The organism is Vreelandella aquamarina (genome assembly GCF_044805175.1).
Taxonomy (GTDB): Bacteria; Pseudomonadota; Gammaproteobacteria; order Pseudomonadales; family Halomonadaceae; genus Vreelandella; species Vreelandella aquamarina_B.
The window spans coordinates 1,760,381-1,774,622 of the sequence record NZ_CP085232.1 but is presented as its reverse complement, the minus strand read 5'-3'; the positions used below and the strand labels follow the sequence as shown (position 1 = coordinate 1,774,622).

Here is a 14,242-nt window from a genome sequence, read left to right as displayed (position 1 = left end):
TGAATGGTTGCATCGCTTCCCATTGAGCAGCATTTAAGCTCGATACAAACGTCGCTTGCCGAACATCACCGGCTGATCCTGGTGGCCCAGCCCGGTGCTGGCAAAACTACCCGTGTGCCCCTTACTTTACTCTCTAGCGCTTGGGCGAAAGGCCAACGGCTATTATTGCTGGAGCCGCGTCGTGTCGCCGCCCGTTTAGCAGCTACCTTTATGGCGGCACAGCTCAACGAGCGGGTAGGTGAGACGGTGGGCTATCGGATGCGGGGCGATAGTAAAGTAGGTCCCAGGACACGACTTGAAGTTGTAACGCAGGGGGTGCTCACCCGCATGTTACAGGATGACCCACTGCTGGACGGGGTGGCGGGCATCATTTTTGATGAGTTTCATGAGCGAAGTATCGAAGCGGATCTGGGACTTGCATTAGCGCTGGATGTGCAAAAGAGCATCCGTGATGATCTTCGGCTAGTGGTGATGTCCGCTACGTTGGATGTTGCCGCCTTAAAGGGCGTTTTAGGCAGTGACACCCCCGTGATTGAGAGTACGGGGCGTGAATTTCCGGTAGCAACTCACTACCGCCCTATGGACGCGCGCGAAACGTTAGACGCAGCGGCACTGCGTGTCGTTCGGGAGGCAATGGCGCGGGAGAATAGTCGCGATGTACTGGTAATCTTGCCCGGGGTTGCGGAAATTTCCCAGCTTGTGCAAGCCCTGGAAATCAGTGGCATGGATATTGAAGTGCGCCCGCTGCACGGAGGAATGCCGGTCGAGGCTCAGCAGGCGGCACTTAAACCCCACAAAACGCGCCAACGGGTGATCGTTTCAACAGCGATTGCGGAGTCTAGTGTCACCGTTGATGGTGTCAATAGCGTGATTGATGCCGGCCTGGAGCGGGTGCCGGAATTTAGTCCCCGAACAGGGCTGACACGTCTAACCACAAGGCGCGTGAACCGAGCAAGTGCTGATCAACGGCGTGGCCGGGCGGGTAGGCAGCAGCCAGGCGTTTGTTATCGCTTATGGTCATCAGAGCAACCGCTGGTCGCTTATGGTGAGCCTGAAATGCTACAGGCAGATCTCTCTAAATTAGCGCTGGAGCTGGCACTATGGGGAGTACGTGATCCTGGTGAGCTGGCATGGGTTTCCCCGCCGCCCGAAGGCGCCTGGCAAAGTGCCCAATCGCTGTTGCGCCAGCTTTGCCTGGTAGACGCTAGCGGTATGCTGACGCCGATGGGTAAACAGAGTGCCCAACTGCCGCTTGAGCCGCGCTTAGCGGCTATGCTGGCAAAAGCGGATTCTTTAGGGGCTTTGCCGCTGGCCTGTGCCTTAGCAGCCTTAATGGAGGGGAGGGAGCGTATAAAGGGCGCCCTTCGTGATGTATTGCCCCAGTGCATCGCCCAGCCTGGGAGGTATCCTCATTGGTGGCAAGAAGCCAAGCGATTGGCAAGTATCATGAACTCGCCCATGCCGCAGAATATCTCAATGGAGCCGTTGGGAGCGCTGCTTGCCGTGGCATACCCCGACCGAATTGCCCAACTCATCACCCCAGGCCGCTTTAAACTCGCTAACGGTAAAACTGCCACGCTGCCAGATAGTCATCCCTTGGCACAAACTCCTTTTTTGGTGGCGGTTAGCGTGGAGAGCGTTACCAGCGAGGCCAAGATTTATATAGCCGAGCCCATTTCGTTCACGACGCTCGCTACTCTTTATCCAGCGTCACAGCGGTGGGAGGAGCGCATTACCTGGTCAGATGATCAGAGCAAGCTGGTGGGGGAAGCCGTTCAATGCCACGGAGAGTTGGTGTTAGCAACCCGCCCACTACAGCAATTGCCTACCGAGGCGGTCGAAAAGGCGCTGTTGGCAGCGCTCAAGCAGCGTCCAAACCTATTGTTTAGTGAGCAAATGGTGCAGTTGCAGGGACGAATGGCGCTGCTAATGAGTGCCTTTCCGGAACAATGGCACGACTGGTCCGAGGCCGCGCTGTTAGACTCGCTTGAAGCATGGCTAAGCCCATACATGGCCGGTATAACGCGCTTAAGCCAGTTAGAGCAATTACCGTTTCACACCTATCTCATCAGTACGCTTGAGTGGGCGCAACAAGCCCAGCTGGAGCGCTTGGTGCCGATGACGATAGAAGCGCCCAGTGGTAATGCCATCAAGCTGGATTACTCCCCTTGCCGGGAAGGGCGGCCACCGGTGCTAGCCCTTAAGCTCCAAGAAGCGTTTGGGTGGTTGGAGACACCCGCCCTGTTAGATGGGCGGGTGCCGGTATCGCTTCACCTGCTGTCTCCAGCGCGTAGGCCGCTGCAAATCACCCAGGATTTGCACAGTTTTTGGGTGAATGGCTACCCAGAGGTGCGGAAAGAGATGCGTGGGCGCTATTCGAAGCACCCGTGGCCCGAAGATCCTTTCACTGCTCAAGCGACAGCGCGCACAAAGCGCCATCAGGGGTAAAAGTCTCGTCCTTGTTAGTTGCTAGGAGCATTTGCCCGCGGCGTTTCCGGAATGTCGCCCGGCTTCCGGTAGCGCACACCATCAGCTTGCGGCTCTTCATAGCGGCGGTTTTCGTCTTCCGGCACTACGCCTAGTACCGTCTCTTGGGAGCCGTCTGGCCATGTATAGGTGGTACAGCCAGCTAAGGGCAATAGCAAGACGAATAGAAAACAAAAGTGACGTAGAGCGGTTCCACGGCGCTTGGGCATATAAGGCTCCATCAGGGGTGATTGCGGCTTCTAACCTTGCCAACCGTAGTGTGGGGCGCAGTACAAAAAGCCGCAAGCTGAATTGAATTACCAACGACTAAATCTCTTCCCACAAGCAGCGCCGAAAGTCATTAGATAGCTGGGTTACTCCTGCAAGGCGATCCATGTGGGCATCGGCGAGTGTTTTTGCTAACTCGTGATAGTGTTCCGTTAGTTCGGAGTGGGTACAGCGTTTGCGGCTCTGGGTCAGGCACTCTACCAACGTAATGTTGCTCTGCATCAGGGCATGAAATAGGTCTGCCTCTAGCTGCATTGCCTGCGCCATGCTCTCAATCCAGACTAACTGTAGGCGCAACACGGGCTGTGCGCTCTGTAAAAAAAAGTAGTGCCACCAAGCCGCCCCAAACTGTGAAGAGCCAACCGGGGATAGTGCTATCGCTTGACCAATCATTGCAAACTCCTTTCTTTGTCGGGCTACGTTGACGCAGCACGACCCGTAAATTTGCCTATCATCAACTATAGCTAAGTGCTACGGAGTGGTTGCTAAAACGAGCATGAAAAAACTCAACCTCGGGGGAGGCTCTATGTGGTCAGTGGTTAAGTCTGTCTTGGCAGCGCTGATCGGCGTACAAAACGACCGCCAGCGCCAGAAGGATTTTTCAAGCGACAAGCCTGCAGCCTTCATCATAACGGCCATTATCATGACGCTGCTTTTCGTCATGATATTAGTAGGCGTTGCGATTTGGGCGGCGGGTTGAAGCGTTGAGAAGCATGATAGTAGTCCGTGACGTATGCCATATGTTTTCTATACTGGAGTTATCACTTATTCCTGACCTAACAAAAGGGTTGGCGGAACAACAATAATAAAGGAGGTGGCTATGCGTCTACTGTGGCGGTGGCTTCTGACTATTACCAGTGCCGCGAGTCTCTCTCAAGCACACGCCAGCAGTTGGAATATGCCGGTGGGGGCTACGGACATCAGCCGTGATATTTTTGGCCTACACATGACGATCTTTTGGATTTGTGTGGTGATTGGTCTCATCGTTTTTGGTGTCTTGTTCTATTCACTATTCCGCTACCGTCACTCCAAAGGAGTCAAAGCTGCACATTTTCATGAACATACCTCAGTAGAAGTGCTATGGACGGCGATTCCCGTTTTGATTCTGGTAGGGATGGCCGTGCCCGCCACCGCAACCCTAAAAAATATGTATGACCCCAGCGAGGCGGATCTGGACATCATGGTCACAGGGCAGCAGTGGCGCTGGCGCTACGAGTACCTTGGTGAGGATGTTGCCTTTACTTCTAATTTAAGTACCCCACGTGAACAAATACGGGGTGAGGAGTCGAGAGGCGAGCACTATTTGCTGGATGTTGATGAACCGCTGGTGCTGCCCATTAACCGTAAAGTACGTTTTTTAATGACATCCGATGATGTTATTCATTCTTGGTGGGTGCCAGAACTAGCCGTAAAACAGGATACGATCCCGGGCTTTATTAACGAAAATTGGGTGCAAATTAACGAGCCAGGTATTTATCGCGGACAGTGCGCCGAACTATGCGGTGTGAATCATGGTTTTATGCCCATAGTGGTACATGCCATGGAGGAAGCGGAGTTTGAAAACTGGCTTGAAGAGCGCAAAGCGGCCGCCGAGCAGGAGGCAATGGGAGTTGATCGCGAATGGGCAATGGAGGAGTTAATGGCCCGTGGCGAAACGGTGTACCAATCCATCTGCTCCTCTTGCCATCAGAGCGAAGGGCAGGGCGCGCCACCGGCATTTCCAGCACTTGCCAGCAACGAGCAGTTAATTAACGACCTAGACTGGCATTTAGGCCGAGTGATTAACGGAGTTTCCGGTGCTGCCATGCCTGCCTTCCGCAATACGCTAAATCCGGTAGAAATAGCAGCGGTAGTGACCTATACCCGCAATGCGTGGGGCAATGATACAGGCGATGTCGTTCAGCCAGCTACGGTAGCTGAGCGTATCGCCCAGTAGGCATCGACCAACTTTTTCTATTAAAACGATAATTCTATTAAAACGATAAAGTATGCGGAGAGACATATGGCGCCCAAACTACCTCCACAACATGCACTGCAGCACAGCTCAACTGCCGTGGCTGGTGGCCAGTCTCAAGAAGGCCAACCGCATCACCCTCAAGCGGCCCACCCTAAAGGTATGATGCGCTGGTTGCTAACCACTAACCATAAAGAGATTGGCTCGCTCTATTTAATTTTCTCGCTCACGATGTTTTTTGTTGGCGGTATTTTTGCGCTCGTGGTGAGAGCTGAGCTGTTTCAACCTGGTTTGCAATTGGTGGAGCCGGAGTTCTTTAACCAGATGACCACTATGCACGGCCTGATTATGGTATTCGCAGCCGTAATGCCAGCGTTTACAGGCCTAGCTAATTGGATGATCCCGCTGCAAATCGGTGCCCCTGATATGGCTTTGCCGCGGCTGAATAATTTCAGCTTTTGGTTATTGCCGGTCGCTTTTACCTTACTGCTCTCAACCCTTTTTATGCCCGGTGGTGGGCCCAACTTCGGCTGGACATTTTACGCTCCGTTATCTACAACGTATGCGCCTGCCTCAACGACGTTCTTTATTTTAGCGCTTCATATGGCAGGGATTAGCTCTATCTTGGGAGCGATTAATATTATCGCCACTATCTTGAATATGCGCGCACCTGGTATGCGCATGATGGATATGCCGCTATTCGTTTGGACATGGTTGATTACGGCGTTCCTGCTTATTGCTGTTATGCCGGTATTAGCCGGCGTGATTACCATGATGTTGATGGATATTAACTTTGGTACCAGCTTCTTCGATGCGGCGGGTGGGGGGGACCCGGTGTTATTCCAGCATCTCTTTTGGTTTTTCGGGCACCCTGAAGTCTACATTATGATTCTGCCTGCATTTGGCATTGTCTCAGCCATTATTCCCACCTTTGCCCGTAAGCCTCTATTCGGGTACGCCTCTATGGTGTATGCCACCGCAGCGATAGCGCTACTCTCGTTTCTGGTATGGGCCCACCATATGTTTATTGTGGGCCTGCCGCTAACGGCAGAGCTATTCTTTATGTACTCCACTATGCTGATTGCTGTGCCCACGGGGGTGAAGGTTTTTAACTGGGTGACAACGCTATTCCGTGGCTCGATTAGTTTTGAGCCGCCCATGCTTTTTGCCTTGGCATTTGTAGTGCTATTTACCATTGGTGGCTTTTCAGGGCTGATGTTAGCCATTGCGCCTGCCGACTTCCAATACCACGACACCTATTTCGTGGTGGCACACTTCCACTATGTGTTAGTCCCTGGAGCGATCTTTGCCATTATGGCTGGTGTCTATTATTGGTTGCCAAAGTGGACAGGCCACTACCCTAATGAACGACTCGCCCAGAGCCATTTCTGGTGCTCGATTATCGGTGTCAACCTCACCTTTTTCCCCATGCATTTTGCTGGATTGGCAGGTATGCCAAGACGTATACCGGACTATGCACTCCAGTTTGCCGACTTCAATCTACTTTCAAGTATCGGTGCTTTCTTCTTTGGCGCCTCTCAACTGCTCTTTGTGCTGGTCGTGGTGTTGTGCGTGCGTGGCGGGCAAAAGGCACCTGCAAAAGCTTGGGAAGGGGCTGTTGATTTAGAGTGGAGCGTGCCTAGCCCAGCGCCGTTACACACCTTTGAAACGCCGCCCGTTTTTCACCGTGCTCGGCTAAACGATTAGCCACGCATCACGCTGGTAGTGGGCCTAGGAGGTAGCGATGGCACTAGGTAATGCAGTGCAAACTGCGGGCGTTAAACGGACGGTGATCCGTAGTATTGCCGCGCTAGTTGGCATGTTCGCTTTCGCTTTTGCCCTGGTGCCCCTTTACGACGTATTTTGCCGAGTGACAGGCATCAACGGCAAAGTGGATACCACAGCAAAAGCGATTGTTCATGAGGAGGTCGACCAGTCGCGCTTTATTACGGTTCAATTCATTACCCGCGGTAGTGCAGGGCTGCCTTGGCAGATGAGCGTTGAAACCAGGCAGATGCGCGTGAATCCAGGACAAACCGCAGAAGTTGATTTTACGTTTACCAATAATAGCCAACAAAAAAATTGGGGGCGTGCCGTACCCAGCGTTTCGCCGTCCAGTGCGACAACGCATTTACGCAAAATAAGCTGTTTTTGTTTTCAGGAACAGCAGTTGCAGGGCGATGAGCGAATTACGATTCCGCTGGTTTTCCAGTTGTCGAGAGATCTGCCCGAGCATATCAATACCGTTACTTTGGTCTATACCCTCTACCCAGTGAAGCACGTAGCGCGGAGCACCTCAATAAACAACAATACGGCGGGAGATAAGATATGAGCAGCGGCAGCTACTACGTTCCTGCGTCTAGTCGGTGGCCTATTTTAGGGTCGCTTGCACTAGGAGCCATGATGGCCGGTATAGGCATTCAGCTGGTTTACGATACTGGCGTGCCTCTATTGGCTATTGGCTTGCTGGGTGTTCTTTGCGTGATGGGGCTTTGGTTTCGCGATGTGATCCACGAGTCAATGGGCGGTTTATACGACGCACAAATGGATCGCTCGTTTCGCTGGGGAATGGGTTGGTTTATTTTTTCTGAGGTAATGTTCTTTGCCGCTTTTTTTGGAGCATTATTTTATGTAAGAACGTTCACTCTTCCCTGGCTGGGTGGCGAGGGGGCAAAGGGTGTATCTGCCTTGTTGTGGCCAGAGTTTGTTCCCCAGTGGCCGCTGCTCAACCCGCCTGATTCGTCCGTGGCTGGGCCTAGTAGTGTGCTTAGCCCTTGGCAACTTCCCCTGGTGAATACACTGATTTTGGTCACCTCTAGTATCACCCTGACCGTTGCCCATGAAGCACTAAAGCTTGGCTATCGCCGGACGTGCCGTAACTGGTTGGCAGGCACGGTGCTGTTAGGGGTCTGTTTTATCCTTATTCAAGGCGTCGAATACTACGAAGCCTATCACCATTATGGCATTACCCTTGAGGCCGGTATTTTTGGGGCAACCTTTTTTATACTTACCGGTTTTCATGGTTTACACGTCATTATTGGCACACTCATTTTAGCCAGTATGTTAGCAAGGATTGTTAAGGGGCACTTTAATAATGAGCACCATTTTGGTTTTGAGGCATCCTGCTGGTATTGGCACTTTGTCGATGTGGTTTGGGTAGGGTTGTTTGTGTTCGTTTATGTTTTCTAGCGGTTTACCCAAGCTCGCCGGATAAAAAACCGAAAATTAATAACATCATCAGAAGGCAGGCTAAGCCAATACGCCATTTAAGTGATATGAGTAGCCGTCTGGAAGAGCTGTCGTCACGAAGCAGGAAGCCTGCGCCAGCGGCCAGGCTAATCACCATACCGGCAAAAACGAGACCAATGAGCAATTTTAACCACATGATAAAGCCTTCTGATTGTCCAGCCCGTATTTACGGGTGGTATGTGTTTTGGAGCGCGATAGTAATATTAGGACTCTTCTTGGGACTATGGCAGTGGGAACGGGCGAATGACAAGCGTGAGCTGATGGCAATGCGTGATGCTGCGCCAACGCTGGAGGAGCCAACCGAGACGCCTATGGAAGGGGGTCGTGTTATTTTGCGTGGCGACTATCTTGAACAGTATACGCTCTACTTGGATAACCGCATTGCCAATGGCCGCTTAGGCGTTGCTGTGCTGACACCACTGAGGGATGCCTACGGGCAGCTCTGGCTAATTCAACGCGGCTTCATTGAAACAGGCGCAAGCCGAGCGCCACCTTCAGCCCCCACTCCCGAAGGCGTGGTTGAGGTGTCTGGCGAGTGGCAGGACACTCATGGGGAAGGGCAACTGTTCGGTGTAAACCAAGAGGGAGTAAGGCTTCAGCAGATGAGCCTGGAACCCTGGGAAGCGTCGCTTGGGCCTTTTAGTCATGACGGTTGGCTTCATGCAGAGCATGGGGCGGGTGTCTTTACCCCGTGGTGGGAGGCAAACGTTATGCCGCCGAGCCGACATCTGGGCTACGCTGTTCAGTGGTGGGGGCTGGCGCTGGCAGCCCTAGTGGTCATGCTACTGGGTGGACAGCGGCTCATCAGGGATTATCGAGTGCGCCAATAATAAGGGGGCTTTAACGTGCAAGTTCGTCGGCCAGTGCGTTATCCAAGGTTAAAGGTAGCTCTCCTGTTTGCAGCCTTTGCCGCACCTATTGTCACTGCCTGGATGATGGTGACCTGGAATATAGGAATACCCCAGAGTCATACTGCTCATGGAGCAGTAAAACTCGAAGTTCCACCGCTTGGGGAGTGGCCGCTAAAAACCTCCGTAAAATTATCTGAACAGTGGACCTTAGTCTTGGATTGCGGCAGTGGCTGTGAGCAACGGCAAGACGAGCTTTGGCGATTGCACCGAGCGCTAGGCCGTGACGCAGCGAGGCTGCAGCGGCTAAACATTGGCGGTAGCGATCTTGCGCTACCTGGAGAGTCAGTGACAGATTGGCATGACTCCCCAGCTTGGCGAGGCGAGCATAGCATTTGGCTGTTTGACCCTCTGGGGAGGCCAGCGCTTGCCTTCACTCAGGCAGTGCCCACAGCCGATATTCTTGATGACATCCGGCACCTATTTAAAGTTAATCCCATCGAGTAAATGCCCGGCTAGTCACAGCCGTAAGGATGCACCATGCTGAACTTCGAAGAGCGCCGTTTGCGGTGGCTAAGAGGCATAACGTTAGCGGGAACCTTACTGACAGCGATGGTGATATTGGTAGGCGCCTGGACGCGCCTGGTCGACGCTGGGCTAGGCTGTCCTGACTGGCCAGGCTGTTATGGCAAGTTGCTAGTGCCCGATAGCGAGCAGGCCGCCTTGCGTCACCCGGATGTGCCGCTCGAACCCTTCAAAGCGTGGGTGGAGATGGCGCACCGCTATGTCGCCAGCTTTCTTGGGTTGCTCGTTATTAGCGTATTATCACTAGGTTGGCCAATACGGAAATGGGCTGGCTATCCCTGGCGGTTAAGCATGGCACTGCTGGTGATTATTCTGCTGCAGGGTGCGTTTGGCGCGTTTACTGTGACGCTAAAACTTTGGCCGCAGGTAGTGACGCTTCATTTGCTGGGTGGGTTAAGCGTTTTGACGCTCTTCTTTTGGCTGCATTTACGTATACGCCGCTTTTTGCGGGGTGATGATTTACCTCCATTAAGAAAAAACAGCCTGCTATGGTTGCTGGTTGGCGGTGTCCTAGTGCTACAGCTTGCTCTGGGTGGGTGGGTGACAAGTAACTATGCAGGTATTGCCTGTCAGGGCTTTCCTACCTGCAACACTCAATGGTGGCCCTCTATGGATATTAGTGAAGGCTTCCACCTAACTCAGACTGTAGGGCCTAACTATCTCCATGGCCAATTGCATGCTGATGCGCGTACCGCTATTCACATGATTCACCGCTTGGGCGCGCTTTTACTGGGTATATTGTTAGCCATACTGTGGTGGCGCTATCGTCAGCTTAGTGCCGTCAGCACGGCGCTGAACATTGCGGTTGTCGTTTACTGCTTGCAGGTAGGTTTAGGCATCGCCAACGTGTTGCTGTGGCTGCCGCTTTGGCTGGCCCTGCTGCATACAGCCGGTGCCGTATCGCTAATGCTGAGTATTGGCTGGGCATGGTGGTGTTGGCGATATAAAAGTGCAGGCGAATCCACAATGATAGGTTCATTAAATGCAAGGGGTATCGCGTCTCGTTATGGTTAGTCGCGATGGTTAGTTGACAATCGTAATAGCGCGATATGTGAATCTGGTTGGTCTGCCTAGGTGAATTGGGTGTACAATTTTCGTTAAGCTATTAATTCACTGAGTACAAGGGGTGCCATGAGTTCCACGGTTGCACTGATACTGTTGGCGGTGGCTGTTATCGTCATCGCAGCACTTAGCGGCTACGCTTTTTCACTGCGTAAAGAAGTAAAGCGCCGCGAAGCTTTTCGTATCGATGAAGAGCGGCGTGCGTTGCAAAACAGTTTAGAAAATCTTGACTACGTGGTGGGGGCGCTTGTCCAAGAACAGGTGGATGTCACCGAAGGTTCTTGGCGATGTAAAGTACTGCTCGAAATTATTGACCCTAGCTTGACTGAACGTCCTGAGTTCCAAGCATTTGCAGAGGTCTACAATCGTACCCGGCACTTAAAGACGCACTCTGCACGTAAACAGCTCACTCCCAGGGAGCGGATGCAGGAAGATAAAGAGCGTTTAGCTGTCGAAGAGGAGATGCGTTCAGAGGTCTTGGCAGCCGCTGCAGCAGTCATCAAATGGCGCTCAAGGGGGCCATCAGCACTGCATTGAAATTTTTTAATGTTAACGATGGCAGCTTTGCTATGCTGAAGATGTCGGTATTGGCAAGAAGTTGATATCTCGGCGTTGTTGCCTTCTAGCGCTGAAACGTTAATGATAGGCACCCCGTTCAGTTTCACGGTGAAGGAAAACCTCCATCTTGGAGCAGAACAGCGAAAAATGGATGCTCTCGCGATAAGAAGCATTGGATAGATTTGGTCGATTGACCATATCAGCATTGGATCAAGAAGGAGTCTTGCATGAAAAAATCAACGACTGGCTTGCTAATCGGTTCTGCATTAGTAGTAGGTCTTTCTGGCTGTGCCAGCTCTGCCTCACAATCTTCTAGCCAAGCAAGCGCTAGCAGTGACCGTAGCTGGTACCAGCATCCGGCCGTTTGTGGCCTGGCGGGCAGTATTATCGGTGGCAGCATTGGTTACGCTACCAGCAGTAATTCTGATGAAGAGAGTGGTTCTGCCACAGGTGCGGTAGCAGGTGCTGCAATTGGTGGTCTGCTGTGTGCAGACCGCACTCCTGAGCCGGTAGCACCGCAGTGCCCGAGCTACGGTGAAGTGCCTGCTGGTGTTGCTGTTGATGCAGAAGGCTGCCCGCTAGACTCTGACGGTGACGGCGTGCCGGACTACCGCGACCAATGCCCGGGCACCCCCGCAGGTGTAGAAGTTAACGCTAACGGTTGCCCGCTCGACTCTGATAACGACGGTGTGCCGGACTACCGTGATCAGTGCCCGAATACCCCGGCAGGCGTTGAGGTCAACGCGCTGGGCTGCCCGGAGAGCGTTGTGCTTCAGGATGTGAACTTTGAGTTCGATTCCGCACAGCTAACACCGAATGCACAAAATGTTCTGAACGGCGTCGCCGAGCGTCTGGTGAATAATCCAGACGTACGCGTTAGCATTGAAGGCCACACCGATTCTCGTGGTTCTGATCAGTACAACAAAGACCTTTCCCAGCGTCGTGCTGAATCTGTTGCCGCTTATTTGGCCCAGCGCGGCGTAGCAGCTGACCGTATGCGTGCCGTTGGTTATGGCGAAGAGCGCCCGATCGCTACCAACGATACCGAAGAGGGTCGTTTCCAGAACCGCCGTGTAGAACTGGATGAGTGGAACTAATTCACTTAGCTGAAATGTCAATGGATGGTTCCAGCGCGCTGGCTTGCTAATCCATTTGTTAGAGAACGGGAGGCTGATGCCTCCCGTTTTATTTTACGAAAGAATAAATTCTGGTAGGCTGAGTAGCCTTCAAGATATGCCCAATACCCCGACCATTGATAGCGAAATGTGATCCTTGGTATGGATCACCACTGCGCTCAAGGAATACCTGAATGCCCATTGTGACACTGCCCGACGGCAGCCAAAGAACGTTTGATGAACCACTCTCCATTATGCAGCTGGCAGAATCCATTGGCCCTGGTTTGGCCAAGGCCTGCGTGGCGGGCAAAATAGACGGAGTGTTGGTTGATGCTGCTGATATGATTGAGCAGGATGCGGATGTCTCGATCATTACTGCTCGAGATGAAGAAGGGCTAGAGATCATTCGCCACTCGTGTGCCCACTTGATTGGTCATGCGGTGAAGCAGCTTTATCCTGATGCCAAAATGGCGATCGGCCCTGTTATTGATGATGGCTTTTATTATGATATCGACTTTGGTAAGTCCGTCACGCCAGACGATATGGAAGCCATTGAAAAGCGGATGCAGGCGCTGATTGATCACGAATATGACGTTATTCGTGAATATGTTAGCCGTGACCAAGCGATGGCGACGTTTGAAAAGCGTGATGAGCCTTATAAGCTGGAGATTATCCGGGATATCCCGGAAGGCGCCACTATTCGCCTGTATCATCACGAAGAGTACACGGATATGTGTCGTGGTCCGCACGTACCCAATACTCGCCACTTAAAAGCGTTCAAGCTTACGAAGCTGGCTGGTGCGTACTGGCGTGGTGACTCCTCCAACCCGATGCTGACGCGTATTTACGGCACTGCATGGGGCGATAAAAAGCAATTAAAAGCGTACTTGAAGCGGCTTGAAGAGGCTGAAAAGCGCGATCACCGTAAGCTTGCACGGAAGATGGACTTGTTCCACCTTCAAGAAGAAGCGCCGGGTATGGTGTTTTGGCACCCTAACGGCTGGACCATGTACCAGGCGTTAGAAGAGTACATGCGTAAAATCCAGCGTGAGCATGGCTATCAGGAGATCAGGACGCCTCAGGTAGTTGATTTGACGCTGTGGAAGAAGTCGGGGCACTGGGGCCATTACAGTGAACTAATGTTCACTACCGAGTCGGAAAAGCGCGAGTATGCCGTCAAGCCGATGAACTGCCCATGCCACGTGCAGGTATTTAACCAGGGGTTAAAGAGTTACCGCGACCTGCCGCTGCGTTTAGCAGAATTTGGTAGTTGCCATCGTAATGAACCTTCTGGCTCGCTGCACGGTCTGATGCGCGTACGTGGCTTTACACAGGATGATGCGCATATATTCTGTACCGAAAGCCAAATTCAGGCTGAAGCAGAAGCATTTATTGCCCTGACGCTACAGGTTTATAAAACCCTTGGTTTTGAAGACGTGGAGCTCAAGCTTTCCACACGACCCGAAGACTTCCTGGGGGAAGCCGAAATGTGGGATCGGGCGGAGCAGGGGCTTGAGGCCGCGCTGAATGCTACCGGACTGGCATGGGAATTGCAGCCCGGTGAAGGCGCCTTCTATGGCCCGAAAATTGAGTTTGCGTTAAGAGATTGCCTGAATCGTGTTTGGCAGTGTGGTACTCTTCAGCTAGATTTTAACTTGCCAGGGCGTTTAGGGGCGCAATACGTCGATGAAGACGGCACGCGTAAAACCCCTGTTATGCTCCATCGTGCTATCCTTGGCTCATTCGAGCGCTTCCTGGGTATCTTGATTGAGCATTACGCTGGCGCCATGCCACTGTGGTTGGCTCCGCAGCAGGCGGTGCTAATGACCATTACCGATGCGCAGCGTGATTATGCGCTCGATTTGGAGCAGCGGCTGCAAAAAAGTGGCTTGCGGATCAAGGCGGACTTGAGGAACGAGAAGATCGGCTTTAAAATCCGTGAGCATACATTACAGAAAGTTCCCTATCTCCTTGTGGTGGGAGATAAGGAAGTCGAAGCTGACTCAGTGGCCGTGCGGACTCGCAGCGGCGAAAACCTCGGCACCATGACGGTTGATGAATTCATCGAACGTTTCAATGCAGAGCGAGCAGCCCTGGCGACATCGTCAATTGCCTAA

Annotated in this window: 14 protein-coding genes; 11 read left to right on the top strand and 3 right to left on the bottom strand. The window is 52.6% G+C overall.

All coding sequences use genetic code 11. From position 1 onward, the window contains the following. Positions 1-3 precede the first annotated feature (3 nt). Positions 4-2,448 (top strand): ATP-dependent helicase HrpB, encoded by a 2,445-nt coding sequence (hrpB, locus tag LG300_RS08440; protein ID WP_404377943.1) that lies wholly within the window; start codon positions 4-6, stop codon positions 2,446-2,448. 14 nt (positions 2,449-2,462) lie between these two features. On the opposite strand, the gene LG300_RS08435 is transcribed toward hrpB, so the two are convergent. Together LG300_RS08435 and LG300_RS08430 are read right to left on the bottom strand one after the other, a co-directional pair. Further along, entirely contained in the window at positions 2,463-2,696 is a 234-nt protein-coding gene (locus LG300_RS08435; RefSeq protein ID WP_404377942.1) for a hypothetical protein, read from the bottom strand. Positions 2,697-2,793: 97 nt separating this feature from the next. After that, complete coding sequence (locus LG300_RS08430; protein ID WP_404377941.1) at positions 2,794-3,147, bottom strand: hypothetical protein; 354 nt, start codon at positions 3,145-3,147, stop codon at positions 2,794-2,796. 133 nt (positions 3,148-3,280) lie between these two features. On the opposite strand from LG300_RS08430, the gene LG300_RS08425 reads away from it, so the two are divergent. The 5 genes from LG300_RS08425 to LG300_RS08405 all read left to right on the top strand — a co-directional run bounded on the left by LG300_RS08425 (position 3,281) and on the right by LG300_RS08405 (position 7,897). Continuing rightward, entirely contained in the window at positions 3,281-3,454 is a 174-nt protein-coding gene (locus LG300_RS08425) for a DUF2970 domain-containing protein (RefSeq protein WP_404377940.1), read from the top strand. A gap of 120 nt (positions 3,455-3,574) precedes the next feature. Then, a complete protein-coding gene (gene coxB / locus LG300_RS08420; protein ID WP_404377939.1) occupies positions 3,575-4,690 on the top strand; it encodes a cytochrome c oxidase subunit II in 1,116 nt (371 codons plus the stop codon). Between the two features lie 66 nt (positions 4,691-4,756). After that, a complete protein-coding gene (gene ctaD / locus LG300_RS08415; protein ID WP_404377938.1) occupies positions 4,757-6,415 on the top strand; it encodes a cytochrome c oxidase subunit I in 1,659 nt (552 codons plus the stop codon). Positions 6,416-6,452: 37 nt separating this feature from the next. After that, positions 6,453-7,040, top strand: coding sequence for a cytochrome c oxidase assembly protein (locus LG300_RS08410; RefSeq protein ID WP_404377937.1), 588 nt, complete (start codon positions 6,453-6,455; stop codon positions 7,038-7,040). Next, positions 7,037-7,897, top strand: a complete 861-nt coding sequence (locus LG300_RS08405) for a cytochrome c oxidase subunit 3 (protein WP_404377936.1) — start codon at positions 7,037-7,039, stop codon at positions 7,895-7,897. The genes LG300_RS08410 and LG300_RS08405 overlap by 4 nt, the downstream gene beginning before the upstream one ends. A 4-nt stretch (positions 7,898-7,901) precedes the next feature. Here the strand turns inward: LG300_RS08405 and LG300_RS08400 are convergent, their stop codons facing one another. Then, entirely contained in the window at positions 7,902-8,093 is a 192-nt protein-coding gene (locus LG300_RS08400; protein ID WP_404377935.1) for a DUF2909 domain-containing protein, read from the bottom strand. Here LG300_RS08400 and LG300_RS08395 point away from each other — a divergent pair. From LG300_RS08395 to thrS, 5 genes are all read left to right on the top strand, one after another. Further along, the gene (locus LG300_RS08395; RefSeq protein WP_404377934.1) at positions 8,074-8,787 is read left to right on the top strand and encodes an SURF1 family protein; all 714 of its coding nucleotides are present in this window, start codon (positions 8,074-8,076) and stop codon (positions 8,785-8,787) included. The genes LG300_RS08400 and LG300_RS08395 overlap by 20 nt on opposite strands. Positions 8,788-9,345: 558 nt before the next feature. Next, positions 9,346-10,404, top strand: a complete 1,059-nt coding sequence (locus tag LG300_RS08390) for a heme A synthase (protein ID WP_404377933.1) — start codon at positions 9,346-9,348, stop codon at positions 10,402-10,404. A 117-nt stretch (positions 10,405-10,521) separates the two neighbouring features. Next, positions 10,522-10,989, top strand: a complete 468-nt coding sequence (locus LG300_RS08385) for a DUF2489 domain-containing protein (protein WP_404377932.1) — start codon at positions 10,522-10,524, stop codon at positions 10,987-10,989. A gap of 248 nt (positions 10,990-11,237) precedes the next feature. After that, entirely contained in the window at positions 11,238-12,107 is an 870-nt protein-coding gene (locus LG300_RS08380; RefSeq protein WP_404377931.1) for an OmpA family protein, read from the top strand. Positions 12,108-12,319: 212 nt separating this feature from the next. Next, complete coding sequence (gene thrS, locus LG300_RS08375; RefSeq protein ID WP_404377930.1) at positions 12,320-14,242, top strand: threonine--tRNA ligase; 1,923 nt, start codon at positions 12,320-12,322, stop codon at positions 14,240-14,242.